This is a genomic window from Rugosimonospora acidiphila (genome assembly GCF_039543385.1).
Classification (GTDB): domain Bacteria; phylum Actinomycetota; class Actinomycetes; order Mycobacteriales; family Micromonosporaceae; genus Rugosimonospora; species Rugosimonospora acidiphila.
Map to the genome: position 1 here is coordinate 253,376 of NZ_BAABJQ010000009.1, position 26,247 is coordinate 279,622.

General features: G+C 70.3%; 20 protein-coding genes. 13 read left to right on the top strand and 7 right to left on the bottom strand.

Annotation, left to right across the window (positions count from 1 at the left end; all coding sequences use genetic code 11):
- Nucleotides 1–26 precede the first annotated feature (26 nt).
- From ABEA87_RS18100 to ABEA87_RS18115, 4 genes are all read left to right on the top strand, one after another.
- On the top strand, nt 27–1,349 hold the full coding sequence (locus ABEA87_RS18100; protein WP_345631004.1) for an MFS transporter: 1,323 nt from the start codon (nt 27–29) through the stop codon (nt 1,347–1,349).
- Between the two features lie 146 nt (nt 1,350–1,495).
- Nucleotides 1,496–1,990 carry a MarR family winged helix-turn-helix transcriptional regulator gene (locus tag ABEA87_RS18105; protein WP_345631005.1) on the top strand — a complete coding sequence of 165 codons (495 nt, stop codon included), beginning with the start codon at nt 1,496–1,498 and terminating at the stop codon, nt 1,988–1,990.
- Nucleotides 1,983–3,422 (top strand): MFS transporter, encoded by a 1,440-nt coding sequence (locus tag ABEA87_RS18110; protein WP_345631007.1) that lies wholly within the window; start codon nt 1,983–1,985, stop codon nt 3,420–3,422. Before ABEA87_RS18105 ends, ABEA87_RS18110 begins: the two co-directional genes overlap by 8 nt.
- Before the next feature lie 360 nt (nt 3,423–3,782).
- Nucleotides 3,783–3,989 carry a cellulose binding domain-containing protein gene (locus tag ABEA87_RS18115; RefSeq protein ID WP_345631008.1) on the top strand — a complete coding sequence of 69 codons (207 nt, stop codon included), beginning with the start codon at nt 3,783–3,785 and terminating at the stop codon, nt 3,987–3,989.
- Nucleotides 3,990–4,161: 172 nt separating this feature from the next.
- Here the strand turns inward: ABEA87_RS18115 and ABEA87_RS18120 are convergent, their stop codons facing one another.
- On the bottom strand, nt 4,162–6,654 hold the full coding sequence (locus ABEA87_RS18120) for a CocE/NonD family hydrolase (RefSeq protein ID WP_345631010.1): 2,493 nt from the start codon (nt 6,652–6,654) through the stop codon (nt 4,162–4,164).
- A gap of 272 nt (nt 6,655–6,926) precedes the next feature.
- Here ABEA87_RS18120 and ABEA87_RS18125 point away from each other — a divergent pair, with 272 nt between their 5' ends.
- The 4 genes from ABEA87_RS18125 (at nt 6,927) to ABEA87_RS18140 (ending at nt 9,865) form a co-directional block, all read left to right on the top strand.
- Nucleotides 6,927–7,571, top strand: a complete 645-nt coding sequence (locus tag ABEA87_RS18125) for a hypothetical protein (RefSeq protein WP_345631012.1) — start codon at nt 6,927–6,929, stop codon at nt 7,569–7,571.
- Nucleotides 7,572–7,790: 219 nt separating this feature from the next.
- Nucleotides 7,791–8,459, top strand: coding sequence for a PadR family transcriptional regulator (locus ABEA87_RS18130; protein ID WP_345631014.1), 669 nt, complete (start codon nt 7,791–7,793; stop codon nt 8,457–8,459).
- Nucleotides 8,419–9,636, top strand: coding sequence for a cytochrome P450 (locus ABEA87_RS18135; protein WP_345631015.1), 1,218 nt, complete (start codon nt 8,419–8,421; stop codon nt 9,634–9,636). Before ABEA87_RS18130 ends, ABEA87_RS18135 begins: the two co-directional genes overlap by 41 nt.
- Nucleotides 9,637–9,667: 31 nt before the next feature.
- The gene (locus tag ABEA87_RS18140; protein ID WP_345631017.1) at nt 9,668–9,865 is read left to right on the top strand and encodes a ferredoxin; all 198 of its coding nucleotides are present in this window, start codon (nt 9,668–9,670) and stop codon (nt 9,863–9,865) included.
- Nucleotides 9,866–9,949: 84 nt separating this feature from the next.
- Here the strand turns inward: ABEA87_RS18140 and ABEA87_RS18145 are convergent, their stop codons facing one another.
- The 4 genes from ABEA87_RS18145 to ABEA87_RS18160 all read right to left on the bottom strand — a co-directional run bounded on the left by ABEA87_RS18145 (nt 9,950) and on the right by ABEA87_RS18160 (nt 16,905).
- Nucleotides 9,950–13,378 carry a fibronectin type III domain-containing protein gene (locus ABEA87_RS18145; protein ID WP_345631018.1) on the bottom strand — a complete coding sequence of 1,143 codons (3,429 nt, stop codon included), beginning with the start codon at nt 13,376–13,378 and terminating at the stop codon, nt 9,950–9,952.
- 226 nt (nt 13,379–13,604) lie between these two features.
- On the bottom strand, nt 13,605–14,582 hold the full coding sequence (locus tag ABEA87_RS18150) for a carbohydrate ABC transporter permease (RefSeq protein ID WP_345631020.1): 978 nt from the start codon (nt 14,580–14,582) through the stop codon (nt 13,605–13,607).
- The gene (locus ABEA87_RS18155; RefSeq protein ID WP_345631022.1) at nt 14,579–15,478 is read right to left on the bottom strand and encodes a carbohydrate ABC transporter permease; all 900 of its coding nucleotides are present in this window, start codon (nt 15,476–15,478) and stop codon (nt 14,579–14,581) included. Before ABEA87_RS18155 ends, ABEA87_RS18150 begins: the two co-directional genes overlap by 4 nt.
- Nucleotides 15,479–15,615: 137 nt before the next feature.
- A complete protein-coding gene (locus ABEA87_RS18160; RefSeq protein ID WP_345631023.1) occupies nt 15,616–16,905 on the bottom strand; it encodes an extracellular solute-binding protein in 1,290 nt (429 codons plus the stop codon).
- A gap of 324 nt (nt 16,906–17,229) precedes the next feature.
- Between ABEA87_RS18160 and ABEA87_RS18165 the strand changes: the two genes are divergently transcribed.
- Together ABEA87_RS18165 and ABEA87_RS18170 are read left to right on the top strand one after the other, a co-directional pair.
- Nucleotides 17,230–17,967, top strand: coding sequence for a GntR family transcriptional regulator (locus ABEA87_RS18165; RefSeq protein WP_345631025.1), 738 nt, complete (start codon nt 17,230–17,232; stop codon nt 17,965–17,967).
- Between the two features lie 138 nt (nt 17,968–18,105).
- Nucleotides 18,106–19,182, top strand: coding sequence for a mannonate dehydratase (locus ABEA87_RS18170; protein WP_345631027.1), 1,077 nt, complete (start codon nt 18,106–18,108; stop codon nt 19,180–19,182).
- 9 nt (nt 19,183–19,191) lie between these two features.
- Here ABEA87_RS18170 and ABEA87_RS18175 read toward each other — a convergent pair whose 3' ends face one another.
- The gene (locus ABEA87_RS18175) at nt 19,192–21,237 is read right to left on the bottom strand and encodes a beta-galactosidase (RefSeq protein WP_345631029.1); all 2,046 of its coding nucleotides are present in this window, start codon (nt 21,235–21,237) and stop codon (nt 19,192–19,194) included.
- A gap of 281 nt (nt 21,238–21,518) precedes the next feature.
- Here ABEA87_RS18175 and ABEA87_RS18180 point away from each other — a divergent pair, with 281 nt between their 5' ends.
- Both ABEA87_RS18180 and ABEA87_RS18185 read left to right on the top strand, forming a co-directional pair.
- Entirely contained in the window at nt 21,519–22,298 is a 780-nt protein-coding gene (locus tag ABEA87_RS18180; RefSeq protein ID WP_345631031.1) for an SDR family NAD(P)-dependent oxidoreductase, read from the top strand.
- Nucleotides 22,295–23,173: an SMP-30/gluconolactonase/LRE family protein gene (locus tag ABEA87_RS18185; RefSeq protein WP_345631033.1), complete on the top strand. Its 879-nt coding sequence runs from the start codon at nt 22,295–22,297 to the stop codon at nt 23,171–23,173. Before ABEA87_RS18180 ends, ABEA87_RS18185 begins: the two co-directional genes overlap by 4 nt.
- A 15-nt stretch (nt 23,174–23,188) precedes the next feature.
- Here the strand turns inward: ABEA87_RS18185 and ABEA87_RS18190 are convergent, their stop codons facing one another.
- On the bottom strand, nt 23,189–24,367 hold the full coding sequence (locus tag ABEA87_RS18190; RefSeq protein ID WP_345631035.1) for a Gfo/Idh/MocA family protein: 1,179 nt from the start codon (nt 24,365–24,367) through the stop codon (nt 23,189–23,191).
- Nucleotides 24,368–24,960: 593 nt separating this feature from the next.
- Between ABEA87_RS18190 and ABEA87_RS18195 the strand changes: the two genes are divergently transcribed.
- On the top strand, nt 24,961–25,932 hold the full coding sequence (locus ABEA87_RS18195; RefSeq protein ID WP_345631036.1) for a LacI family DNA-binding transcriptional regulator: 972 nt from the start codon (nt 24,961–24,963) through the stop codon (nt 25,930–25,932).
- Nucleotides 25,933–26,247 lie beyond the last annotated feature (315 nt).

Here is a 26,247-nt window from a genome sequence, read left to right on the forward strand (position 1 = left end):
TCGGATCCGACCGGTAGCTTGTCGGGATGGCAAGCCTGTTCCGCGAGCGCGACTTCGCCCTGCTGTGGTCCGGACAGAGCGTCAGCGAACTCGGTTCGTCCGTCACCTACGTCGCGTTGCCTCTGGTCGCGGTGGTGGCGCTGCACGCCCGCGCGTTCGAGGTCAGTGTGGTCACGGCCGCGTCGTCGATCGCCTGGCTGATCGTGGGGCTGCCGGCCGGCGTCTGGGTGGATCGGCTGCCCCGCCGGCCGTTGCTGATCGGCGTGGACGCGGGGCGCGCGCTGCTGATGGGCACCGTGCCGGTCGCGTGGTGGCTGCACGTGCTCAGCCTGGCCCAGCTAGTGGTGGTGGCCTTCGCCGTGGGCTTGCTGTCCGTGTTCTTCGACGTCGGGTACCCGGCCTACCTGCCCTCGGTGGTCCCCCGGGACCGGCTGGTCGAGGGCAACGGAGCGCTGGCCGCCAGCGAGTCCGCCGCGAACATCGTCGGGCCCGGCCTCGGCGGGGTGCTCGTCCAGCTGGTCGGCGCGCCGATCGCGCTGCTGGCCGACGCGGCCAGCTTCGTCGTGTCGGCCGTGAGTCTCGCCGCCATGCGCGCCGGCGGCGGGCCACCCGGGCCCGGGGAGCGCGGCCGGAGCCGGTCCGCGGCGGGGGCGGGCACCGGCCGCGCCCTCCAGCGGCCACCGCGGCAGCGGTTGAGCCGGGACATCGCGAGCGGAATCCGGTACGTGCGCGCCCATCCGCTCCCGCGCACTGTCGCGGTGGCCGGCGCCCTCGGCAACTTCGTGCTGGGCGGCTATCAGGCCGTCATCTTCGTGTTCCTCGCCCGGCAGGTCGGCCTGTCGGCGGGGCCGATCGGAGTCCTGCTGGCGCTCAGCTCGTGCGGCGGGTTGCTGGGCGCGCTGCTCGCCGGCCCGCTGAGCAGGCGGGTCGGCGACGCCCGGCTGATGTGGGCCGCGCCCTCGGTGATGGCAGTCTTCGGCCTGCTGGTGACGCTGACCGGAACGGGCCCGAGGCTGGCCTGGTACGTGGCGGGGGCGCTGCCGATGAGCCTGGGCGTCGCCGCGTTCAACGTGTGTGTCCGGGCCGCCATGCAGGTCGCCGCGCCGGACGCCATGCTGGGTCGGGTCACCGCGACGGCCCGCCTGCTCAGCCGCGGCGCGACGCCGGTCGGGGCGCTCGTGGCCGGCGCGCTGGCCGGCGCCATCGAGCCCCGGGCCACCCTGGTCATCCTGCTGCTGTTGCTGGTGGCCCTGCCGGTGTGGCTGCTGCTCTCGCCGGTCGGCCGGGTGCGCGAGGTCGCGCAGCTGGCGCCGGCGCCGACCGAGCGGGCGCGCGAGCCGGTCGGGTGAGCCCGATCGCGAATCGGGCCCGTCGCGAACCGGGCCCGTCGCGAATCGCCGGACGGATCGCCGCGTGGACGGTTGACGATGCGGCGGGGCCAGGTGATAGCTTCTCCCAGATTGATGTATGCATACAGCTAATTATCGGGAGCGCCATGCCACGCCTTCGCATCGAAGACGCGATTCACGACGCCTTCGTCGAGCTCACCACGCTGGGTGAGCAGTATCTGTCCGACTTCGCCACCCGGCTTTCACCAGGCCTGCGCCGCGGTGCGGTGCAGCCCCTGCTGCGGCTGCACCGCACCGGCCCCGAGCGGATCAGTGAGCTGGCGCTCGAGCTGGGACTGGACCCCACGACCGTCACCCGGCACCTGGACGAACTCGAGTCGCGCGGCCTCGTGGCGCGGCACTCGGATCCGACCGACCGGCGCGCCACCCTCGTACACCTGACCGCGAAGGCGACCGCCCAACTCGACGCCGCGGAGGCCGGCCGCCGCACCCGCCTGGCGGGCATGCTCGCCGACTGGCCGGAGGCCGACCGCGAGGCGTTCGCCCGGCTGCTCAGCCGGTTCGTGCACCGCCCACAGCTGGCGCGGGAGATCGCGGTCGGTGCGGGAGAACGCGCTGGGGCGGAGGGCTGCCGTGACTGAGGCGATGCTCGGCCGGCGAACCGACCAACAGCAGCCACGGGAGCACGCCTCGCCGGGACGGGCCTGGCTCGAGCTGGGTGTCGTCGGCCTCGGCGCGCTGATGGTGTCCCTGTCGCAGTCCCTGCTCGTGCCGGTGCTGCCGATCCTGCCGCAGCGGCTGAACACCTCCTCCGGCAACGTGGAGTGGCTGCTGACCTCCACCCTGCTCGTCGGCGCGGTCGCGGTGCCGGTGTTCGGCCGGCTGGGCGACATGTTCGGCAAGCGGCTGATGCTGATGGTGGCGCTGACCGCGCTGGCCGCCGGCTCGCTGCTGGACGCCGTCACCAGCAACGTGCCGCTGCTGATCGCCGGCCGGGCCGTGCAGGGCGCCTCGCTGGCCGCGATCCCGCTGGGCATCAGCCTGCTCAGCTCGGTGCTGCCACCGCAGCGGGTACGCGGCGCCATCGCCCTGGTCAGCGCGATGCTCGGGGTCGGTGGCGCGCTGGGGCTGCCGCTGGCCGGGCTGGTCGGTGAGCACGCCGACTTTCACGTGCTGTTCTGGATCACCGCGGTGGCCGGTGCGGCGTCCCTGGCGGCCACTCCCCTGGCGGTACGGGAGGCACCGAGCCGCTCGGGTGGCCGCGTCGACATCCCGGGCGCCGTGCTGCTGTCGACCGGCCTGGTGGCGCTGCTGCTGCCGCTGGCGCAGGGTGAGAGCTGGGGCTGGGGATCGCTGCGCACCGTGGGGCTGCTCGTGCTCGCCCTGGTACTGCTGGTGGTGTTCGTCGTCGTCGAGCGCCGGGTCGTCGCTGCCCTGGTCGACATCTCGGCGATGTCCCGCCGGCCCATCATGCTGACCAACCTGGCCTCGCTGCTGTTCGGCTTCGCCCTGTTCGCCAGCCTGATCGGCACCTCGTCCTTTGTGGAGGCACCACGCGCCGCCGGCTACGGGTTCGGTTCGTCCATTGTGGTCGGTGGCCTGTGCCTGCTGCCGAGCGGTCTGCTGATGCTGGCGTTGGCCCCGGTCGCGGCCCGGCTGATCGGGCTGTGGGGGGCACACCGCACGCTGGCCCTCGGCGCCCTCATCGTGGCGGCGGGCTGGCTGATGCGCGTCGTCGCGACCGGCTCGGTGTGGGAGGTGGTGATCGGCAGCACGATCATCGGTGGTGGCACCGGGATCGGGTACGCGGCGATGCCGACGCTCATCAACCGCAACACGCCGGTCTCCGAGATCGCCGCCGCCAATGGCCTCAACTCGCTGTCCCGCAGCCTGGGCAGCTCGCTGGCCAGCGCGGTGGGCGGGAGCATCCTCGCGGCGAGCACCGTCACGCTCGGCGGCTTCGCGCTACCGTCGCTAGCGGCGTACCGGGTGCTGTTCGCCGTGTGCGGCGCGGCGGGCGTGGCGGCGGCCGTGGCGGCACTGTTCATCCCGCCGGGAGAGCCGGACAGGTAGGACACTCGGACAGGTAGGACACCCGGACGGGCCGGCCGGCCCGGAAACCACCGGAATCCGAGCGTCGCGACGGGCGCGCCCGGGAGCCCCGGAACACCGGCCCGCCGCCGACGCGAGCTCTTCCGTCAACGCACACTCCCAGCACGCGCGGGTCGCCGGTCCAACGATCGGGCGGCCCGCGCGTGGCTTCTGTTACCGGAAAACTTCCGGCAACATTGATATTCGCAACTGTCACGCGAGCCACCGGTGGGCGCGACCCCCACCGACCGATCGACCCGCTCGCCACGGGCACGCTCCTGTCATCCGCAGTTCCGGCTGCGAGAGAGGTCGCCAGATGAAGACTGTTGGGCGGATCAACGGTTGGACCATCCGTTGGACCTTCCCAATGGGCAGACCATGACTCAGCTCTGGAGCGGCAGCTACACCGCCAGCGGCTCCGGCGTCACGGTACGCAACCTGTCCTACAACGCCGCGGTGCCGGCCAACGGCACCACCACGTTCGGCTTCCTCGGCAGCTGCAACGGCACCAACTCGGCGCCCGCCTCGCTGTCCTGTACCAGTCCCTGAGCCGGGACGCGCAATGCGCCCGGGTGGGGTGACTCCCCCACCCGGGCGCACGCCGCCGTCCGGTCCCGCCCCGGCTGGCGCTCTACTCCGCCGATCCGGTCCCACCACGGCCCCGGGCCGGCGCTCCGCCCCCGGCGCGCCGGCCCGACGCGGCGCACCGCCGGCGGACGGGTTACTTCAGTGCCTCGGCGGACGCGGTCAGCAATTGTGCTTCCTGCGCGGTCAGCGCCGCGCCGGATTGGGCGCCGACCTGGCGCTCGAACGCGGCCAGCAGGGTGTCACGGACGTGCCCGGTTGGCGCGTCGGACGCCTGACTCAGCAGGTTGTTCAGGTCGTGCGTCACGGCGGGATCCGAACTGGCGGCGACCACCAGTGCCTCAGCCTTCGTGAAGCTGATGGTGATGTCGTGGCCCAGCCCGGCGCTGCCGCTCCCGCCGAAGGCTCCACCGCCCGCGTAGACGGCCGTGATCGTGTGTGCTCCGGGGAGCAGATCGGAGGCCGTGTACTGCGCCCGCCCGTTGTTCAGCGGCACCGGCGCGCCGATCGGCTTGCCGTTGTCCTCGAACTGCACGGTGCCCGTCGGCGTACCCAGGCCGGCAAGGCCCGAGACCTCGTCGGACGGCAGCGCCGGCGCCATGTAGTCGGGCAGCCCGGCCGGGGTCATCGCGGCGTCGTTGGACGCGACCGTCGCGGTGAAGGTCGTCCCGTCGCCGTACCCGGTGGCGTTGGCGTCCTGGCTGACCGAGGTGGTGGTCGCCTCGGTGCCGCTCAGGCCGGCCGCGGCCGCCGCCTGCTGGCCCCCGACGATGGGCAGCACGATCTTGCTGCTCTTGAGCGAGAACGTGATGTCCGCGGGGTTCGGAGACGCGCTGCTGCCGTAGTCGCGGTAGCTGCCGACGATGACGACACCGATCTGGTGACCGGCCGGGAACGTGTAGTCCTGCGGCAGCAGCGGGAAGCTGAACGGGTAGGTCTGCCCGACCACCAGCGGCGTCGGCGTGGTCAGCGACGTGCGGTGCTGCCCGTCCAGGATTCCCTTGGACACCCGCCACGAGGTACTGGTCGTGTCGAGCAGCTCGCCGACGTCCTTGAAGCAGGCGCTGTCGGTGGGGCTGCTCTCCCCCCAGCAGTCCGATGTGGACAGCGTGGTGACACCGTTGTTGTTGATGTTGTCAACGACCCTGGGGAACGCCGGTCCGTAGTCGACCAGGATCGCGCCCAGGTGCGTCTCCGGCGCGTCGACCGAGGCGGTCAGCTGCACCAGCGCGGTACCCGACAGCCGTAGCGGCGCGTTTAGCACCGGTGAGAGGAAGACTCTCCGGTTGGCCGTCACCGTCGTCGGGTTGGCCAGCATGGTCGTCTCGCGTTGCGAGGCGCTGTCGGCGAACGTGGTCGTCTGCTCGGCTCCGGCCGCCGGAGCGAGGCCCAGCGTGCCGGCGTTGGATCCGGGCTGCAGGAAGACCTGGGTGGGCGCCGAGGTCGGCACCGGCCAGCTCGCCGCCGTCTCCCACTGCCCCGGGTGGGTCTCGATGTTCACCTGGGGCTGGTCCATGATGCCGTTGGGTACGTTCCAGAGCCAGTAGTCGAACCAATGGTGCAGCTCGTTCACCCAGGCGGCGCGGTCGTCGTCGAACGGGTCCACGTGGCCGACCTGCATGAGCCACGCCTTGCGCGGAACGTTGAGCGCCGACAGCGCGTACCACCACTTGCTGAACTGGTCGGGCCGGACGTTCTCGTCCTCCATGCCGTGCGTCGCGAGCACGCTCGCGCGCACGTTGCCCGCGTCCTTGACGTAGTTGCGCTCGTCCCAGAAGGCGGAGGAGTTGCCGGTCGCGTCCTCGTCGTGGGCCGACAGGTCGTTGCGGGTCGCCAGGCAGTGCGCCTGCGACGTGCCCGGTGGCGGGGCGAGGTTGGTGGGGTTGGTGACCGTGTCCGACAGGCTGGCGACGTAGTGCCCGCTGCGCTGGATGACGCCGTTGCTGCGGGTGTAGTCGTAGTAGTCGTACGGGCCGGACTCGTCCACGATCGTGGTCAGGCCGGGTACGCCGGTCACCGCGGCCGCCGCGGACAGCGAGCTGTCGTAGGACTTGCCGATCATGCCGGTCTTACCGGAGAACCAGTCGGTCGCGCTGACCGCGGCACCGTCCTTGTCGTGCGCGACCCGCCGACCGTTCAACCAGTCGATCACCTCGACGGCCGCCATGTTGTCCGTGTCGCCCTGGACCGTCGGGCACCCGGTCGAGTGGCTGGTGCCGGTCATGTCGACCAGCGCCACGGCGTAGCCGCGCGGCACGAAGTAGTTGTCCAGGAACAGCGGGTACTGGGCGAGCAGCCCATCGCCGTTGGCGTCGTCGACCTTGAGCTGCGACTCGTTGCCGCGGCCCAGGGTGGTGTAGTACGGGCTGGCATCCATGATGACCGGGACCTTGAGGCCCTGGTCACTGGCTGCCGGGCGCATGATGTCGACCGCTATGCGGTCGTTCTGCCCGTCGTTGTCGCTGTCGAAGTCGGACTCGACCCAGACCCGCTGCCGGATGGCGTCGGTGTAGCCGAACGCCTCCTGCGTCTCACCGCCCTGCACCACGATGCCGGGCGGGGCGGCCGTTGCGGCCTCGGACGTGCCTGCGATGGCGACTGGCGCGATGAGAGCGCCTAAAGCACACATGATTGCCAGCCGGCGGCGGCGCGGAGGGGCCATGCGATCCTGTCCTTCCCTGGGGGGCAGCGCATCGAGCAGCGTAGGAGCCGATCACCGGTCCGTCATCGAACAGCTGTCGGGAAACCGGGCCGCGCGCTCGCACAGGAAGCGGGAAAGATCAACTACTGCCCATGGGCCCCGCCCGCTCCGTCATCGGACTCGCCGGCAGGTGACCGTGTGCGACCATCTATGGAAAATGGGCAGATCGAGCCTTCTCGGCCAATCGGAGAGCGCGGGTGATGAGGGTCGACCACGACGCCGCACCGTCCGGGTTTGACGCCATCCTCTGTGAAGACGGCGACGGTGACGGGCCCTCGCGCGGACCGCGGCGGGCGCCGCGGGCCGGAGTACTGCTCGCGGTGTGCCTCCTGGTGGTGGGCGGGCTCACCACAGCGACCGTCGTGGTGGTCGGCAATTTCCTCAACCGCGCACAGTGGACCAATCAGCCCCCGCCCGCGCCGCACGGAGCGATCCCCGGAGTGCCCCTGAGCTCCGCGCTGAAGGACCTGCAACGGATCACCGGTGCGCGGCTGACCGCGGCCGCCGCCATCCACGCCGGGCACAACCGCCGCACCGTCACCGCGGCGGGCCACCAGTTGACGGTCGACGTGGTTCCGCTCAGCGCGCACAGCAGGTACCTGAGCAGCGCCTCCTGCGAATACCACACGGACGGACCGCAGTCCGTGGACGCCGCGATGGTCGCCCTCATCCAGTCATGCATGTTCGCGCTCGTACCGGACATACTGGTCACCTCGATCGTGCGACCGGATCTGATCTCCATGGCCTCCAGGGGCTACCCGGATCCGTGGGAGGTCGGCTTCCACGAGACCCTGACGTTCACCGATGACGCCTCGACCTACGGCGTGGTCGCGACCGGCCGCTAGCCGCCGAGCCGCTGCGCGACAGCGCCACCCCGCGCGGCGCCACCCCCGCAGAGCGCCACCCGGCCCGGCGTCGACCGGGATTGCCCTGTTCACGGCCGTTCCCAGCGATGCTTGCCGAAAAGTACGGACCGCCGGAAAGTGAGCTAGATCGTAGCTTCATCACGATCGGACGAGTTACTGTGACCTAGGTCCGCCTAACTCATGCTAAGCTGACTATCGATGTGGATCGATATATTGCTGCTGTCGAAGCTCGCCGGCGGACCGCTGCACGGCTACGAGTTGCGCAAGGCCATCGAGGCGTCGACGGGGCGCACCCTGTCGAACAACTCGCTCTACCCCACGCTGCGCCACTTCGTCGACGCGGGCGCGGTGACGCGCAGCGCGGAGCAGCAGGAGGCCAAGCCGCCCCGCCACGTCTACGCGATCACCGACGTTGGCCGGGAGTTGCTGCACGACATGCTCGTGGACTTCCCCGACGACCTGGCGCCGCACGAGCCCGAATTCCTGGCCAGGCTCGGCAATCTGGGCTGGTTGGACCGGGCCGAGCAGTTACGGATCCTCGACACCCGCGACCGTGCCCTGGCCCAGAAGCGCGAGCGGCTGGCCGCGCGGGCCTCGACCCAGCCGGACCCGTGGAGCCGAGCGGCGCTCGACCACTTGTGCCGGGGACTCGACGCCGAACGCCGGCGGCTGGCCGAACTCCGCGACGACCTTCCCACACCGGAGGCGCTCGACGCCGCTCGCCCGCGCCTCCCTCGAATTGATCAGGAACGCCGGCCCGACCCACACCTCGGCCCGGCTGCGCTTGAGAACCAGGAATCCGGCAACCACGACGAGGAGGAGCCCCATGACCGCCACCGTCCCGGCCACGCCACGACTTCCGTTTGACCGGCCCAACGCGCTCGATATCGCGCCGCTGTACAGCGTGCTGCGTCGAGAGGAGCCGCTGACCAGAGTGACCACCCCGGCCGGCGATCCGGCCTGGCTGGTGACCGCCTACGCGCAGGCGCGACAGATCTTCGCCGACTCCCGGTTCGGCCGCTCGCACCCCGCCCCGGAACAGGCCTCCCGGGTCTCCGACGCGGCCGTACTGGGCGGCCCGTCCGGCGAGTACGAGACCGAGGAGCGCGAGCACGGCCGGATGCGCAAAATGCTGGTACCGGCGTTCTCGGCGCCACGGATGCGCCGGTTGAGCGACCGGATCCAGGAGCTCACCGACCGTTGCCTGGACGACATGCGGGCCGCTCGCGAGGCCGACCCCGAGGCTCCGGTGAACCTGCACGACCTGCTGGCGTTCCCGCTGCCGGTGCTGGTGATCTGCGAACTGCTCGGCGTGCCGTACGCCGACCGGGACCACTTCCGGACGCTGTCCACGCGGATCGGCATCATCGACTCGGGCGGCGACGCGCAGGAGGCGATGGAGGAGTTCAAGGCCTACACCGCGCGGCTGGCCGCGGCCAAGCGGGAGCACCCGGAGGCCGACGTCATCTCCGACATGGTGGCCGTGCAGGCGCAGGACCCCACGTTCACCGACGACGACCTGTCCCGCCTGGCCGCGGGCCTGCTGTTCGCCGGCCACGAGACGACCTCCACCCGGATCGACTACGGCGTGCTGCTCCTGCTCGGCGACCCGAGCCGGCGGGACCGGTTCGTGGCCGACCCCGACGGTCAGGTGCAGGCGACCGTGGAGGAGATCCTGCGGATCTCCGCGCCCGGTGGGCTCGGCCTGCTGCGGTACGCACACGAGGACGTGGAGGTCGGCGGGGTCACCATCGCCCGCGGTGACGCGGTCATCATCTCCAGCAACGCGGCCAACCGCGACGGCACCGTGTTCGCCGATCCGGACGAGTTCGACCCCGACCGCAAGCCGAACACGCATCTCGCCTTCGGGCACGGCGCGCACGTCTGCATCGGCGCGAATCTGGCGCGCACCGAACTGCGGACCGTGTTCCCGGCGCTGTTCCGCCGGTTCCCGGGGCTGCGCCTGGCCGTCGACCCCGCCGAGATCGAGGTCAGGCACAACCGGCTCTCGGGCGCCTTGGACGAGGTTCCGGTGCTGTGGTGAGCCGCGGGACGACCGGACGGAGGCGACGGCGATGAGGGTCACCGCGGACACGGGCAAGTGCGTGGGCTCCGGGCAGTGCGTGCTGCTCGTGCTGGAGGTCTTCGACCAGCGCGAGGAGGACGGCCTGGTGGCGCTGGTCGACGAGCGGCCCCCGCCCGAGCGGCGGGAGGCCGTCCGTCAGGCGGCCCTGTCCTGCCCCGCGGGCGCGATCGAGGTGGCGGACGACTGATTCGTACTCTCAGCCGCGGATGGCCCCCGGCGTGCGCGCCGGGGGCCATCCCGTGTTCACTTCATCGTGAGTCGCGGGTGTGGGTCAGGAGACGACCACGGACAGGGATTGGCTGACCGTCTGCCCCAGGCCGTTGGTGAACTCCACGACGTAGTCGTAGACCCCGGCAGGCCTACCCGTCACGTCAAGCGACGCGTGCTGCGCCCCCGGCGTCGCCGCGGTCAGATCACCCTCACCAACCTGCACCCCGTTCTCCAGGAACCGGTATTGCGTGGCATTGGTCCCCCACCACAGATCCGCGCTCACCGTGAAATCACCATCGTGATCCCAATTGTCATCACTGAGCGTCGGCGCACCCGGACTCGCATCCCTGACCGTCACCGTCAACGGACCGACCTCCGTGGTCCCCTTCGAATTGACCAACTCACCCGTATACACATACGAACCATCAGCCTTCCCCGAAATCGGCACCGAAACCCGCTGCGCACCCGGAGACTTCACCGCCAACGGCGTCGTACTGACCAGATTGCCATCCTCAAACAGCTTGAACTGGCTGGCATTCTGACCCCACCACAGGTTCATCGTGACGTTGTAGCTCCCATCCAGCAGACCCGTGTCCCAACCATTGTCCGATGACAGGACCCCGGCGGCCGGCGCGGCGGTGGCACCGTCGTCCGTGATCCCGCCACCGTTGTCGCCCCCACCGTTGTCGCCCCCACCGTTGTCGCCGTCGCCGTCGCCGTCGCCGGTCGTCGGGGTGGTGACCGTCCAGTCGCTGAAGTTGTACACCACCGACTGACCGTCCACAGTCGCCGTGAACGTGTCGCCCAACTGCTCCTGCTGAAGATACGGAGTGTCGAACAACTTGAACGAGTCATAATCGATCGGCGTACCGTTAATCAAATGCGTGGCACCCGGCGCCTGCGCCGGACTGTCGTACGTCAGATCCAACGTGTCACCGTGCAAACTGTGATACACCAACCGCGGACTCGCATCACCAACGTGACTGGTATCCAGACTCGTCTTCGACGTAATCGCGGCAGCGAACGCGTCCAGACTCGCATACTCCGACGCGTCCGCCGTGTCCAGAACCCAGCCGTTCCTGTCCGCCTGACTGCGCAGGATGTCGTAGGTCCAGCCGAGGGTGGTGGTCGGGTGGATCTGCGTGGTCGTCTTCACCTTGTTCGACGGGTCGCTCGGCGTCTGGTGGTACCAGGTCGCGGGGTCGGCCATCCGGAAGGCGAAGTACGACACCCCGGTGTTCACGAGCGTCCAGCCGTCGACGTCCTCCTTCTGCACGATGGCACCGGTGTCCGGGAACATCGCGCTCAGGTAGTTCTCGGTCTCGTCGCCGTTGGACTTGAACACGGCCAGGGCCGCGCCGTTGTCCTGCATGACCCGCTGCTCGTTGGGGTCGTCGTAGCTGCCGATCTGCGCGTTGCCCTGGTCGACCCCGACGCGGAACACCGAGGCCGCGGCGTCGGACTGCCAGCGCAGCACCATCGGCATGTCCTCGATCCAGTTGTCCACCCGCCGGTACTGCACCTCGGTGCCGAGGCCCCAGGTCGGCCGGACATAGCTCGTGCGGTAGATGTCCATGGCGTTACCGCCCGAGTTTTGCAGGTTCGTCTTGAACGAGGTGTAGGACTTGTCGGTCTTCTGGCCGAGCTGTACCGCCAGCGGCGGCGGCGTGTACTTCGTCCCCGACCAGGCGACCAGGCCGATGTACTCGAGGTCCGGGCGGTACGCCGATGGCGCCGGGTTGTCCGAGTCGCCCTCCGCCAGCTGCTGCCGGTCCTCACCGAAGTACGTCCACGCCAGCAGCGCGTTGTCCGACGTGCGCCAGCTCGGATCGTCCACGATGACGCCGTCGCCCTTGGCCCGGCTTTCCGACGAGATGGTGTACCCGTTGATCCAGTCGTTGGCCCACTCGAACCACATCACGTCCATGGCCATTTTGACTTCCTGGACCAGCTGCGGATCGGTGGCCCACTGGTAGATGGCGTTGAGACCGAAGTACGTCATGAACGTGTACTCGGGGCTCTCGTACTCCGCCCAGCCGCTGTGCACCGCCTGATCGACCATGGCGAGGATGTTCGTCTTGTCCTCGGCCATCAACGCGGCACCGGACTTGCCGTCGGTGTCCACCACGTCGGGCAGGTACTGACCCAGCAGGTACCCGGTGACGTAGGTGCTCATCCGCAGGTTCTCGGTCTGCGAGAGCTGCTTGTAGCTGTACTGCGCGAAGTAGCTGTTGACGTGCGCGAGCATGGCCGGGCTGTACTGGTCCCCGATCATGAGGTACGCGTACATCTTCGACAACATCTTGTACTGCTCGGCGTCGTACACCTGGTAGAGCTTGTCGAGCTTGGTGAGGTTCGTCGCCGCGTTCTGGTTGTCCTCGGCCTGCGCGATGTAGGAGGCCACGTTGATCGGGCCGTCCTCCTCCGTCTCCGCCTTGGCCTCGTCCCACAGCCACTGCGACCGGGTCTGCTGGGTGCCGGGGAACGGCGCCGGGTTGGGCGGCACGAACGGGCCGGTCGTCATCGACAGCGGTGCGCTCTGCGCGCTCACCTTCCCGCTGGCGTCCTTGGCCGCCACGGTGATCTGGTAGGTCGTGGACGGCACCAGGTTGGTCACCACCGCCTGGGTGGTGCCCGCCGTGGTGGAGGTGGCCAGGAAGCCGTCCCGGTACACGTTGTACCCGCTGACCCCGACGTCGTCGGTGGACGGCGACCAGGACAGCGAGGCGCTGGTGGCGGCCACCTGCCCCTTGGTCAGCCCGGTGGGCACTGTCGGTGGGCTCTGGTCGACCACCCCGCCCGGCAGTTCGACGACCGACGGATTGTCGATGTCGATCGCCTCATCGATGGTGGCGGGGGTGTCGACCCTGATCTCCCAGCCCAGTTCGACGGTCGTCACCAGGCGCGCACCGCCGTTGGGCACGATGGTGAACTTGTACTGCGAGATGTCGCCGTCGTCCACCTGGGTCAGGGCCCCTGAGGTGTTCTTGAAGGCGGCGGTATTGGTGAGGCTCAGCTCCGGCGCGACGGGGAACCGGGGCACCAGATTGTTGTCCCAGTTGCCGAACGTGATCTGGGTGAAGATGTCCTTCGCCACCGGCTTGTCGCTGGCCTGGGCCTGCCGGAGGTCGAACGACAGCACGAACTGGCGCGACGGGCTGCCGACCGGCTCCTTGTAGACATCGTTGATGGCCTCCATCAGGGGGCCGGTGAAGCGGTGGTAGAAGTAGCTGGGGTTGGCCGCGCCCAGCGACGAGTCGCTCAGTTCGATCGCGCTGTCGCCATTGACGGTGACGAACTGCTGCGCGCCTCCGCTGGTCGTGCTGGCCGAGGTCAACGGGCTGGTCGGGCCGTTGAACTGGGTGTCCATTTCGGCGGCGAGCAGGTTGGTTGGTGCGGGATCCGCCGCCTGGGCTGGTGCGGCGCCTAGTTGTGCCGCGATGAGCGCGGCGGCGCACAGGGACGCGAGCGCCCCTCTCAGGATGCGCATGAAACATCCTTCCATAGGGTGTGGGGTTGAGCCATGGAGCGGGCGAGCCATGGTGCGGATGAGCCACGGTGCGGATGAGCCACGGTGCGGATGAGCCACGGTGCGGATGAGCCACGGTGCGGATGAGTGTTGTGCGGTCACCGAGGGCCCGCGCCGGGCGGCGGGCCGAGCCAGACCGGTCGGTGACCTTGCGAGGGTGGCGGTGACTTCCCGGGGTTGGCGCGACCTACTTGATGGATCCCGTCGCGAGACCCTTACTCCAGAAGGACTGCAGCGACAGGAACATCGCCACGACCGGCACGACGGACACGAACGCGCCGGTCACGACGGTGGTGTAGCTGATCGGGTAGCCCTGCAGTTCACGCCAGCTGATCAGGCCCACGGTCACCGGTTGGAGCCGGTCGTTGGCCAGCATGAGCGACGGCAGCAGGTAGTTCGTCCAGATGGCGACGAACTGGAACAGGAAGATGGTGACCATCGCGGGCACCATCAGCCGCAGCCCGATGCCGAAGACGCGCCATTCGCCGGCGCCGTCGATCCGACCGGCCTCGATCAGCTCATCCGGGATCGACGACGCGGCGTAGATCCGGCTGAGGTAGACGCCGAAGGGGCTGACGATGCTCGGGATGAACACCGACCAGAAGGTGTTGACGACGCCGGTGTAGCTGAAGACGAGGTAGAGCGGGATGGCCAGCACCGGGGCGGGCAGCAGCACGGCGGCGAGTACCGTGCCGAAGACCGCCTCGCGACCCGGGAACGGGAGCTTGGCCAGCGCGTACCCGCACATGGCCGCCAGCAGGGTGGCGACGATCGCACCGCCCACCGCGTACAGCAACGAGTTGAGCAGCCAGCGCGCGTAGATTCCGCCCTGGGCCTCGAACAGGACCTGCACGTTGTGGATGAGGGCGAAGTGCCGGCTGAACCAGAATCCGTTGCCCGAGAAGATTTCCCCCTGGGCCTTGGTGGCCGCGACGAGCAGCCACCACACCGGCACCAGGAAGTAGATGGCGAACAGGCTCATGACGATGAGCACGAAGACGCGCGAGACCGGATTCACCGTTGAGAGTGGACTGTTGCGGGCACGGCGCGCGGGCGGCGGCGCGGCGGCGGTCTCGGTCCGCGCCGACGGCGGCGCGGTCACCCGGTCGCCACCGGCGTCGAGGGCCGGAACGTCGCGGTCGAGCGACCGGTCCAGGGACGTCATTCGTCGACCCTCCTCGCCGAGAAGCGGAACACCAGGACGGACAGCACGCAGATCACGGCACCGAGTACCACGGACTGGGCCGCCGCGTAGTTGTAGTCGTTGGCCGACAGCGAGCGCATCGCGGCCATCATGGGTGTGTAGGTGGACTCCAGGTTCGGTGCCACCGCCTTCATCGTGACCGGCTCGTTGTACAGCTGGAATGTGCCGATGATGGAGAAGACCAGGGTGAGCAGCAGGGCCGGCCGGATCAGCGGCACCTTGATGCGCAGTGCGGCCTTCCAGCCCGAGCAGCCGTCGATGGCGGCGGCCTCCAGCGGCTCCTCGGGTATGGCCTGCAGGGCGGCGAAGATCAGGATCGTGTTGTACCCGGTCCACGCCCAGGTCAGAATGTTGATGATCGAGAACGGCAGGGCGCCGTCGCTGACGAAGCTGACGTGAATGCCCATCGACGCGAACAGCCGGGTGACGGGGCTCAACGTCGGCGCGTAGAGGAAGGACCACACCAGGGCCGCGATCACGCCCGGCAGCCCGTACGGCAGGACATAGGCCACCCGGAAGAACCTGCGCGCCACCGACACCTTGGAGTCCAGCAGCAGGGCGAAGAAGAGGGCGAGGCCGAGCATCACCGGCACCTGGATGATGCCGATGAAGGCCACCCGACCGAGCGAGCCGACGAACGCACTGTCCCGGAACACCCGCAGATAGTTGCCGAAGCCGGCGAACACCGTCTCGGCACCGCCGAGGCCGAGTCCCGAGCGCTTCTCCGTATACAGGCTCTGCTCGATGGAATACCCGGTGGGTATCAGGTACACGACGATAAAGAGCAGGACGAACGGCAGCACGAAAGGCGCGGCCCGCCGAAGCTCGCGCAGGCGGCGCCGCCGCCTGATGGTCACGGAGGACACGGTCACCCTATCTGTGGAAGGACCGGATTTCTGTGGGCCCGTGCTCGGCCGGCCACCGTGGGCTCGGCTTCGCTCAGGCATGCGGGGGTTCGCGGGGACCGCGTACCACGGCGGCCCCCGCGAGGTCACTAGTTGCTGACGGTGAAGCCCTGCGTCTTCAGCGCGGAGACCGTCGCCTTCTGGGCGTTGGTCAGTGCGTCGGAGTAGGTGCCGCCCTTGGTGTGCACCTTGCCGAGACCGTCACCGAGCGACGCGGCCGTATCGTTCATCACCGGGCCCCACTGCCAGTTCGGGTTCACCTTGGCGGACTCGTCCCGGAACAGCTGGTAGATGGGCTGGTTGCCGTAGAAGGGTTGCGGCTTGTCCAGGGCGGGGTTGGTCAGCCCGGTCTTCGAGGCCGGGAACAGGCCACCCTCCGCGATCAGCGTCGACACCGAGTCGGCGTTGGTCGACATCCACATGGCGAACTCGGTCGCCTCCTTCGGGTGCTTGCAGTCCTTCATCACCGCGGTCGAGGAGCCACCCGAGTTGCCGACCGCGTCCGTGGTGCCCCACCGGGGCATGGGAGCGACGGCCCACTTGCCGGCGGAGTCGGCGGCGTTGTCACTGATGAGTGAGGCCTCCCAGACCGCGCCGACCTCGGCCCAGATCTGCCCCTTGTTCAACGCCGAGTAGAACGACGCGTCGGAGGCCGGGTAGGTGGCGACCAGATCCTGGCTGAACAGCCCCTGCCAGTACGAGGCGACCTGAGCGTTGGCGGCGCTGTTCATCGAGACGGTCCAGGAGTCGCCCTTGGTCCCGAACCAGGGTGCGCCGGCCTGCCAGGCGAAGCCCGAGTAGAGGTACGGGTCGGTGGGCAGGTTCATGATGCGGTCCGCCGGGTTGGCGGCCTTCACCTTGGCGGCGGCCGTGGCGAAGTCCTGCCAGGTCTTCGGCACCGGGATGCCGGCGTTCTTGAACAGGTCCGCGCGGTAGTACATGGCCATCGGGCCGGTGTCGACCGGCACCGCGTACGACTTGCCGCCGACCCCGACGTTGTTCCACACCCAGTCGGGGAACTCGTCGTGCTGCGGCTTGACGTACTGGCTGATGTCCTGCAGGGCACCGGCGGCCAGGAAGGTCGGCAGCGTCTCATACCCGACCTGGGCCAGGCACGGCGCCGAACCCGCCTTCGCGGCGGTCAGCATCTTGTCGTACCCGCTGGCGCCGCCGCTGGGCAGCCCTTCCCACTTCACCTGGATGTTCGGGTGGGACTGGTTCCAGAGCGAGACGACCTTGTCGTACTGCGCCCATCCCCAGAAGCTGACCTGCACCGGGCCGCCGCTGCTCGACGCGGCGTTGCCGCCACCACAGCCGGCCAGCACGATGCTCGCGGCGGCGGCGATCGCGACCACCGCGAGCCGTGCCTTTCGTCTCATCATCGCTTTCCCTCTCGACTCCTATGTGGGCGGTCCGGTCCGGTCCGGGGGTCGGGCCGCGCGGGATTATCTGTTGGCAGCGCCCGAGGGCGTGCGTCACCGGTCTCGCGGGTAGCTCTCGTCAGCCGCGAGCCTCATGGGCTGCTGTTGATGCGCGGGACGTGCCTGGTGGTCGGGGGTCCCTGACGGAACGGGGCCGACGACGAAGGGACGCGCTGCGAATGGGCACGTTGCTTCCCTTCCGAGGGCGAGCAGTTATTGGTCGGAATACTTGCATACAAGCACGCTGGCATGCAAGGATCAATTTGTGCGAGGATCTATGTCGTGAGTCCCCACCAAGCGCTCATCCCTGAGCCGACCCCCGTCGATTCGACCCCGACGCTGTCGCCGGTCATCCGGGGTCGCGTGGCCACCCGGACCTCCGACCGCGTCTACGACGAACTCGTCTCGGCAATCCGCGAGTTGCGGCTGGCGCCGGGGGCGTCGCTGTCGGAGACCGACCTCGCCGAGCGGCTGCACGTCAGCCGGACCCCCGTGCGCGAGGCCCTGGCGCGGCTCGCCGACGCCGGCCTCGTGCACGTCGTTCCCCAGGTCGGCACCCGGGTCGGGCTGATCGGACTGCGCGAGGTGGACGAGGCACGCTTTGTCCGCGAAAGCCTGGAGGTCGCCGCCTTCGAGGTGGCCTGCGCCGACCGGGCGCCCGACGTCAGCGCGCTGCGCGACCTGCTCGAACAGCAGGAGCACAGCTACCAGACGGAGAACTACAACGCGTTCTTCGCGGCCGACGAGGCGCTGCACAGCAAGATCTTCACGCTCAGCGGCTACCCCGGGGCATGGCAGACCCTGCAACGGACCAAAATTCAGCTCGACCGGTTGCGGCGGCTCGCCCTGCCCGACCTGTCGGCGGTACGCGTGCTGATCGACGAGCATCGGTCCATTGTGGACGCGCTGGAGGCCGCCGACGCCGTCGCGGGCCGCGCCCTGATCAGCCGGCACGCCAGGCGCGCCATCGAACTCGCCCCCTCCCTGCGCGCCAAATATCCGGACTATTTCACTGATTGACCATTGTGGATAGACTCCATAGCGGCCGGTGCCCGTGACCGGCGCGGGCTGACCCATGCTCGCCCATCGCCACTCGGTCATCGACGCCAGGTCGTTCGCCGGTTGACAACCACCCCAACCAACGAAAATCGGGCAGGCATGAGCATTCGCATTTCCCTCGGCCACATCGACAAGTACGACTCCCGGATCGCGACCTTCGCCCATCAGCTCGGGCTGTCCGGCGTGCAACTGCACACGCCCGACCTGCTGCCCGGGGCCGGCGGCCACTGGAGTCTGGCCGAACTGCGGGCGCTTCGGGAACGATGCGACGCCGACGGGTTGGCGATCGACGGCCTGGAGAACGTTCCGCTGGACCATTTCTGGAAGATCCAGCGCGGCCTGCCCGGCCGGGACGAGCAGATCGAGAACTACCGCAGGACCATCCGCAACCTCGCCGAGGTCGGCATCGACCTGCTGGGCTACAACTTTCTCGGCACCTACGTCTGGCGCACCGACATGTCCGCGCGGGGGCGCGGCGGCGCGATGGTCACCGCCTTCAACCTGGCCGACGTCCATCGCGGCAACGCGCTGGCCGGATACCGGCTGACCCCTGACCAGCCCGTCGCCGAGCCGATCACCGCCGAGCAAATGTGGGCCAACCACCAGTATTTCCTGGACGCGGTGCTGCCCGTGGCCGAGGAGGTCGGGGTGCGGCTCGCCCTGCACCCCGACGATCCGCCCGTCGATGAGCCCCTGGGCGGGGTGGCCCGGATCTTCACCTCCCCGGCCGCCATCGCGCGAGCCCGCGAGCAGGCCGGCCACAGCCCGTCCTGGGGGCTGAACCTGTGCCTCGGCACGGTGTCGGAGATGAACGGCGAGCAGAGCGTCAACGAGATCATCGACCTGCTCGGCCCGGCCATCTTCTACGTACACTTCCGCGACGTCCTGGGCACCGTCCCGCACTTCCGCGAATGCTTCATCGGCGAGGGGAACTTCGACCCGGCCCGCGTGGTACGCCGGCTCCGGGACTCCGGCTTCAACGGGTTCCTCATCGACGACCACGTTCCGGCGATGCTCGGCGACGTGGACACCTGGCGGGACACCTCGTCCGAGGCGTACTGCAGCCGCGGGCGGGCCCACGCGATCGGCTACCTGCAGGGCGTCCTGAACGGCCTGGGGCTGGACGAGCCGGACGCGGCCCGGGCGGACGGTCGACTCGCCGCCCGGGCGGGGTAGACCGCGCCGTCAAACACCCCCCGCGGCGTCTTCGCCGCGCACGACCCGCACCCCACCGGCCGGCACCTCGATGGCGCCCTCGTGGACGGAGCCGTCCAGCAGGTCGGTGCCCGACCCCGCCACGGTCGCCGCGGCCTCGCCGTGGTTGATGAGGAACAGGTAGTCGTGCGCGCCCGACCGGCGCACCACCGCCTCGAGCCCGCCGGCCGGCGGCGCCGCGATCTCGTGCCGCCGCGCCAGCTCCGCCACCAGGCGCCGGCGGGCGTCATCGCCCAACTCCACGCCGACGTACCACGCCTCGCCGCCGCCCCGGGTCGCGCGGGTGACCGCCGGGCCGCCCGCGAAGTCACCGCTGGCGTAGCTTGCCTCGGCCACCGCGTCCGTGAGGTCGATCTGCTCGTGCCAGGTAGTGACCGTGGCCGGGCCGGTGAGCCCGTCGATGTCCACCCGGTCCCCGTCCGCCAGTGGCGCGAACTCCTCCACGCGCACTCCGAGCAGCTCACGGAACGCGCCCGGGTAGCCGCCGAGCCGCACCCGGTCGAACTCGTCCACGATGCCGGAGAAGTAGGTGACGAGCACCGTGGCGCCCGCGTGGGCGGCCTGCGCGATGGCGGCCGCGTCGCCGTCGCGGACCAGATACAACATGGGTACCACGACCAGCCGGTACCCGGACAGGTCGGCCGACGGGGGCACCACGTCAACCGTGATGCCCGCGTCCCGCAGGCTCCGGTACCAGCGCAGGGCGCACTCCGCGTACGACAGGCCGTTGTGCGGGTGGCCCTCCCGCTCGGCGGCCCACCACGACTCCTCGGAGAACAGCAGCGCGGCCGGCGCGACCACCCGGGCGCCCAGCACCTCGGCGCACCGGGCCAGCTCGGCACCAAGCGCCGTGACCTCCCGGAATTTCCGGCTGTCCGGCCCGGCGTGCGGAAGCATCGCCGAGTGGAACCGTTCGGCCCCGCCCCGCGCGGCCCGCCACTGGAAGAAGCAGATCCCGTCGGCCCCCCGGGCCACGTGCCCGAACACGTCGCGGCGCAGCTGGCCGGGGCGCTTGGCCGGGTTGACCGGGCGCCAGCTCGTGGCGCCGGTGGCCGTCTCCATCAACAGCCACGGCCCACCCTCCGACAGGCCGCGCGCCCGGTCGGCCGAGAAGGACAGCTCGACGTGCGCGTCCGGCGTCGGTCTCAGGTAGTGATCGCTGGCGATCAGGTCGACCTCACCGATCCACGAGCTGTAGTTCAGGTTCTTGCCGGCGTCGAACAGCACGAGGTTCGTGGTGACCGGCACGTCCGGAGTGATCCGGCGCAGCACGGCGGACTCCGCGCGCAGCTGCTCGCGCAGTTGGTCGGAGCTGAACCTGTCGAAGTCCAGCAGCTGCGTCGGGTTGGAGTCGGTGAACGTCAGCCGTGGCGGCTGGATCTCCTCCCACGCCGAGTACGTCTGGCTCCACCCAGCCGCCGTCCACGCGGCGTTCAGCTCATCGAGCGAGTCGTGGTACCGCCGCGCCAGCCACCCCCGGAACGCCACCGCCGTCGCGTCGTCGTAGCACCGCGAATTGTGCCCGCCCAGCTCGTTCGAGACGTGCCACAGGGCGAGGGCCGGGTGCCCGCCGTAGCGGCGAGCCAGCCGCTCGACCAGTGCGAGCGAGTGTTCGCGATACACCCGCGAGGACGGCGACCAGGCCTGGCGTCCACCCTGTGACATCGTCCGGCCAGCTCGATCGACCGGCAACACCTCCGGAAACCGGGTGGTCAGCCATGGCGGCGGGGACGCGGTGGCCGTGGCGAGGTCGACCGCTATGCCGCCGGCGTGCAGCAGGTCGAGCACCCGGTCGAGCCAGCCGAAGTTCCAGGTCTCGGGTGACGGCTGCAGGGTCGACCAGGCGAACACACCGACCGTGACGAGGTTGACTCCGGCCTCGCGCATCAGCCGGACGTCCTCGGGCCACACGCTCTCGTCCCACTGCTCGGGGTTGTAGTCACCGCCGAAGGCAACGGGTTCGCCGCCGAACCGGGCCAGCACGCTTTCGGGCCACCGGATCCACTGGGTCCTCACGGACGCCTCTCCTTCTCTGCCCGCCGAACGACCATCCCCGCTGGATTTTCGAGGCCAGCACAACGAATCCACCACCGCCGGGGGGCGCGAACGGTGGGTTGAGGATCAGGCCACACAGACTAGCGGCGTGATACAACGTTGCCTAGACTGTGGCCCACGCAGCTGGCTCACAGCGCCCGTCGCGGCACGACAGTTGCGCGGTCGTTCTAAAGATGCCCATCGCGGCTGAGTTCTGCGTATTACCCGACGCGGGTCGACGCGCGACATCGAGGGAGTCCACTGTGGAGTTTGATGGCAAGGTCGCGATCGTCACCGGCGGGTTGAGCGGCATCGGACGCGCGACCGCCCGCGTACTCTCGGCGCGCGGCGCGACTGTCGTGGCGGCCGGTGTGCCACCGACGCGCGACTGCGAGGAGCCGCTGTCCGGTGTCGAGCAGTGCCGCCTCGACGTCACCGACGAGGCGGCCATCCAGCGACTCGTCTCGGAGGTGGTCACCGCGCACGGTGGGCTCGACATTGTCGTCGTCGCCGCCGGGATCCAGCGCTACGGCACGGTGACGGAGACCACCGCCGAGGAGTGGAACGAGGTGCTCGCGGTGAACGTGACCGGGGCGTTCCACACCGTCAAGCACACCCTGCCCCGGCTGCGCGCCCGCGGGGCGGGCTCGATCGTGCTGGTCTCCTCCGTCCAGTCCTCGGCCACCCAGAGCACCGTCGCCGCGTACACCACCAGCAAGGGCGCCATCAGCGCGCTCACCCGATCCATCGCCATCGACGAGGCGCGGCACGGGATCCGGGCCAACACGGTCTGCCCCGCCTCGGTGGACACCCCGATGCTGCGCGCGTCGGCCCGCGACTTCTCCGACGGCAGCGACCAGGGCGCGCAGGCGTTGATCGAGTCGTGGGGGCGGATGCACCCGCTGGGCCGGGTGGCCCGGCCGGACGAGGTCGCCGAGGCCATCGCCTTTCTCGCCAGCGACCGGGCCAGCTTCATCACCGGCATCGCGCTGCCCGTCGACGGCGGGCTGCTCGCCAACCTCGCGGTGGCACTGCCCGAATGACGCCCCGGCAGGCATCGACGACGCGAGCCAGGGTGGCGATCCACGGCACGGCCAAGGTCGGTGAGGGGCCGGTGTGGGACCCGGCCGGCGACCGCCTGCACTGGGTCGACATCCCCGCCGGGCACGTACACACCAGTGACCCGGCGACCGGGCGGACCAGCACCATCGCCCTGCCGACCCACGTCGGCGCCGCGGTACCGCGCCGCGAGGGTGGCTTCGTCGCCGCGACCTCGGCGGGCTTCGCGGCCGTCGACGCGGGCGGGGCGATGACAGTGCGGCGCGCGATCCTGCCCGACGGCCAGCGCATGAACGACGCGAAGTGCGACCGGCACGGCCGGCTCTGGGCTGGCAGCACCACCATGGACTTCCAACCCGGCGAGGGCGCCCTGCACGTCCTCATGCCGGACTGGACCACCCGGGTCCTGCTCAACGGGCTCACCCTGCCCAACGGGCTCGACTGGAGTCCCGACGGGCGCACCTTCTACCTGGCCGACACGATGGTCGGCGAGATCTCGGCCTTCGACACCGAGCCCGGCGACACCACCATCCGTCGCCGGCGCACCCTGTTCCGGATCCCCAGCGAGCGGGGCATGCCCGACGGGCTCAGCGTGGACGCCACCGGGTGCCTGTGGGTGGCGATGTGGGGCGGTGACCGGGTGATCCGCCTGTCCCCCGACGGCGACCTGCTCGGCGAGGTGCCGATGCCCGTGCACCAGCCGTCCTCGTGCGCGTTCGGCGGGCCGCGGCTGGACGTCCTGTACGTCACGTCGGCCCGTGACGGGCTCGACCTGCCCGCCGGCGACCCGGCGGGTTCGGTGTTCGCGATCGACCGGCCGGGCGCCGTGGGCCTGCCCTCGACGCCGTTCGCCGGATAGGCCGCCGGACCGGGGCTACAGCCAGCCGGGTCGCGGTCGCAGCTGCGAGAACAGCAGACCTTCCGCCACGGCACGCTCGACGTCCGCGTCGACACCGGTGATGCTGTGCCGCCCGGGCTCGTCGTCATGGCGGCGCAGCGCGCCCGCGGCCACGGGCAGCACGGGCCGCCCGGCAAGGCGCTCCACCACGGCGACGAACGGCCGGGTATCCGCGATCGGGCAGCACGGGCCGGCCTGCGCGTCCCGGGCCGCCCGCAGCAGGTCCTCGAGCAGGTCGACCCGGGTCAGCTCCTCGGTCACCGTGGGTTGCCCGGAGCGCCGGATCTCCAGCCGATCGGTCTCGTACCACCACCGGGCGCTGCCCGCCTCGCCCCGCACCAGCACGTACGCCGGCTGCGGAACCTCCGCGCACAGGGTGACCGCGACCATCATCCGGGGGCGGCCGTCGGCGGTCATCCGCAGGCACCCGGTGTCCTCCACCTCGACGGGCCGGGTCCGGTACAGCTCCGCCTCGACGCGCGGCGCATCCGCGGCGCCGAGACCGGCCAGCGCCAGCACGTTCATCACCGCGTGCGCGAACGGGTTGGACAGCGCCCCATCGCCGACCGGCACGCCGTCCAGCCAGCGGCGCCCGGCCCACGGCGCCCGCGCGTAGTAGGCGTCGGTGCGCACCCAGCAGCCGATCGCCGCGATCTGCTCCACCTCACCCAGTTCGCCCCCGTGGATCAGCTCCCGCAGCCGGGGCACCACCGCCGAACCGAGGCTCTGGAAGCCCACCTGGCAGATCCGGCCCGCCTCGGTGGCCGCGGTCGCCATCGCGTCCAGGTCGGCCAGCCGCACCGCGGGCGGCTTCTCCACCAGCACGTGCGCGCCCGTGGCGAGCGCGGCGCGGGTCATCTCGCGGTGCAGGTGTGGCGGCGTGGCCAGCACGACGACCTCCGGCCGCGCCTCGCGCAGCAGCGCGTCGTAGTCGTCGTAGAAGACGCCGCCGAGCCGGTCGATCCGGCCGGCCAACGCCGGGTCCGGGTGTCGCACATCGGTGCAGCCGGCGAAGGCCAGCCGTCCGCCGCCGGCGAGCCGCTCGAGGTTGTCGAGGTGGACGGCGCCATACCCGCCGGTGCCCACCAGCGCGACCCGCGGCGGCCTCGTGCGGCGAGGTCCATCCGGTGAGTTCGTCGGCCCGACCGCCACCACGTGACCGCTCCTCTCCGGCCCGTGGCCGGGGTTGGGGGTAAGCGTTTTCCGCCCGTCGTTGGCCACCGTAGGGCCCCGCACGCCTCTTCGACAAGGCGCCACCGCCACGCCACCGCCGCGCCGCCGCCACGCCACCGCCGCGCCGCCGTCGCGCGGGCGGCACCACCGTGGCCGGAGCGGCCGGACCAAGCCGCCGGTCGCGGGATACGCCGGTCGTGGAGTGCGCCGGTCACGGAATGCGGCCATCGCGGAATGCGCCGGTCACGGAATGCGGCCATCGCCGAATGCGGCCTTCGCCCGGATTTGGCGATGGGATCGACCGCGCGCGGGCGAAGTCAACCACCAACGGTCGTTGTTTCCCGTCTGATTCCGTTGAAGGATGTCGGTCAATCATCATCATGGACCGGCAGGTGACGCGAGCAGCAACCGGCGCAGCGCACGCACCAGACCACCGGAATCCGGCCAGCCCGTCGCGCTCGCCGGCCGGATGACTGGTGCGAGACAACGTGAGTACCGTGAGATCCTCAGACCCGCCGCGATGAGGAGTCACGAGTCCGATGAGCACAACCGGTGAGGGTCCCTACCGTCCCACGATGTCCGACGTCGCCCGGGTGGCCGGGGTGAGCCTCAAGACCGTGTCGCGGGTGGTCAATCACGTTCCAACGGTCGACCCGACGCTCGCCGAACGGGTCCTGGCCGCGGTCTCCGAACTGGGATTCCGGCGCAACGACCTGGCCCGCAGCCTGCGCTCGCGCAGCACCTCGGGCACCGTCGGCCTGCTCATCGAGGACCTGGCCAACCCGTTCTACTCCACGATGGCGGCGGGCGCCGCGCAATGCGCGCTGGAGCACGACACCATGCTCATCACGGCCAGTTCCGAGGAGGACGGCGAGCGGGAGCGCACGCTGCTGCTGGAGATGTGCGAGCGGCGGGTCGGCGGGCTGCTCGTCGTACCGGCCGGCGCCGACCAGACGTACCTCCGCGCCGAGATCGAGGTGGGCACACCGGTCGTGTTCCTCGACCGCCCGCCCACCAATCTGCGGGCCGACGCCGTGCTCATCGACAACGGGCAGGGCGCCCGCAGTGCCATCGAGTACCTGCTGGCCAGGGGGCACGAGCGCATCGGCGTACTGTCAGACTGGCTGCGGATCTACACGATGCGCGAACGGCTGTCGGCAGCGGAGGCGGCGCTGGAGCGCGCGGGGGTGCCGTACCGGCCCGATCTGATCAGGGATGGGCTGCACACGGTACCGGAGACGCAGGCCGCGGTGCAGCGCATGCTCGACTCCCCCAATCCCCCGACGGCCCTGTTCGCGCTCAACAACCGGCTCACCCTCGGCGCGCTCGGTGTGCTGAACCGCCGGCACAGCGACCTGATGCTCGTCGGCTTCGACGATTTCGAGACCGCCGCGCTGATGCCGCACCCGCTGACCATCGTGTCCTACGACGCCCGCGAGATGGGTCGGGTCGGCGCCGAGCTGCTGTTCCGCCGGATCGACGGAGAGGGCTCGCGCCCCCAGACCGTGGTGCTGCCGACCACCCTGGTGGAGCGCAGCGCCGGCTAACCCCGGTGCACGATCGGCACAGCGCCGATTGACCCGGCGCGCCAACGGCACAGCGTCGATTGACCCGGCGCGCGAACGGCACAGCGCCGGTTGACCCGGCGCGCCAACGGCACAGCGCCGATTGACCCGGCGCGCCAACGGCACAGCATCGGCCGCGGAGCGCGCGAACAGGCACATTGCCCGCTGACCCCGGCGCGCGAGCAAAGGCACAGCGCCCGCTGATTCCGGGGCGCCGACGGCGCGCAGACGGCACAGCGCCGGCCGCAAGGCGCGCGGGACGCACAACGCCGGCCGCGCCGGCGTGCGGCGGTCGCC

What these genes read in the sequence shown, in the direction of transcription:
- ABEA87_RS18100 (WP_345631004.1), top strand. Translation starts at nt 27, where the DNA reads ATGGCAAGCCTGTTCCGCGAGCGCGACTTCGCCCTGCTGTGGTCCGGA.
- ABEA87_RS18105 (WP_345631005.1), top strand. Translation starts at nt 1,496, where the DNA reads ATGCCACGCCTTCGCATCGAAGACGCGATTCACGACGCCTTCGTCGAG.
- ABEA87_RS18120 (WP_345631010.1), bottom strand. Translation starts at nt 6,654, where the DNA reads ATGTGTGCTTTAGGCGCTCTCATCGCGCCAGTCGCCATCGCAGGCACG.
- ABEA87_RS18125 (WP_345631012.1), top strand. Translation starts at nt 6,927, where the DNA reads ATGAGGGTCGACCACGACGCCGCACCGTCCGGGTTTGACGCCATCCTC.
- ABEA87_RS18130 (WP_345631014.1), top strand. Translation starts at nt 7,791, where the DNA reads ATGTGGATCGATATATTGCTGCTGTCGAAGCTCGCCGGCGGACCGCTG.
- ABEA87_RS18135 (WP_345631015.1), top strand. Translation starts at nt 8,419, where the DNA reads ATGACCGCCACCGTCCCGGCCACGCCACGACTTCCGTTTGACCGGCCC.
- ABEA87_RS18140 (WP_345631017.1), top strand. Translation starts at nt 9,668, where the DNA reads ATGAGGGTCACCGCGGACACGGGCAAGTGCGTGGGCTCCGGGCAGTGC.
- ABEA87_RS18145 (WP_345631018.1), bottom strand. Translation starts at nt 13,378, where the DNA reads ATGCGCATCCTGAGAGGGGCGCTCGCGTCCCTGTGCGCCGCCGCGCTC.
- ABEA87_RS18150 (WP_345631020.1), bottom strand. Translation starts at nt 14,582, where the DNA reads ATGACGTCCCTGGACCGGTCGCTCGACCGCGACGTTCCGGCCCTCGAC.
- ABEA87_RS18160 (WP_345631023.1), bottom strand. Translation starts at nt 16,905, where the DNA reads ATGAGACGAAAGGCACGGCTCGCGGTGGTCGCGATCGCCGCCGCCGCG.
- ABEA87_RS18170 (WP_345631027.1), top strand. Translation starts at nt 18,106, where the DNA reads ATGAGCATTCGCATTTCCCTCGGCCACATCGACAAGTACGACTCCCGG.
- ABEA87_RS18185 (WP_345631033.1), top strand. Translation starts at nt 22,295, where the DNA reads ATGACGCCCCGGCAGGCATCGACGACGCGAGCCAGGGTGGCGATCCAC.
- ABEA87_RS18195 (WP_345631036.1), top strand. Translation starts at nt 24,961, where the DNA reads ATGTCCGACGTCGCCCGGGTGGCCGGGGTGAGCCTCAAGACCGTGTCG.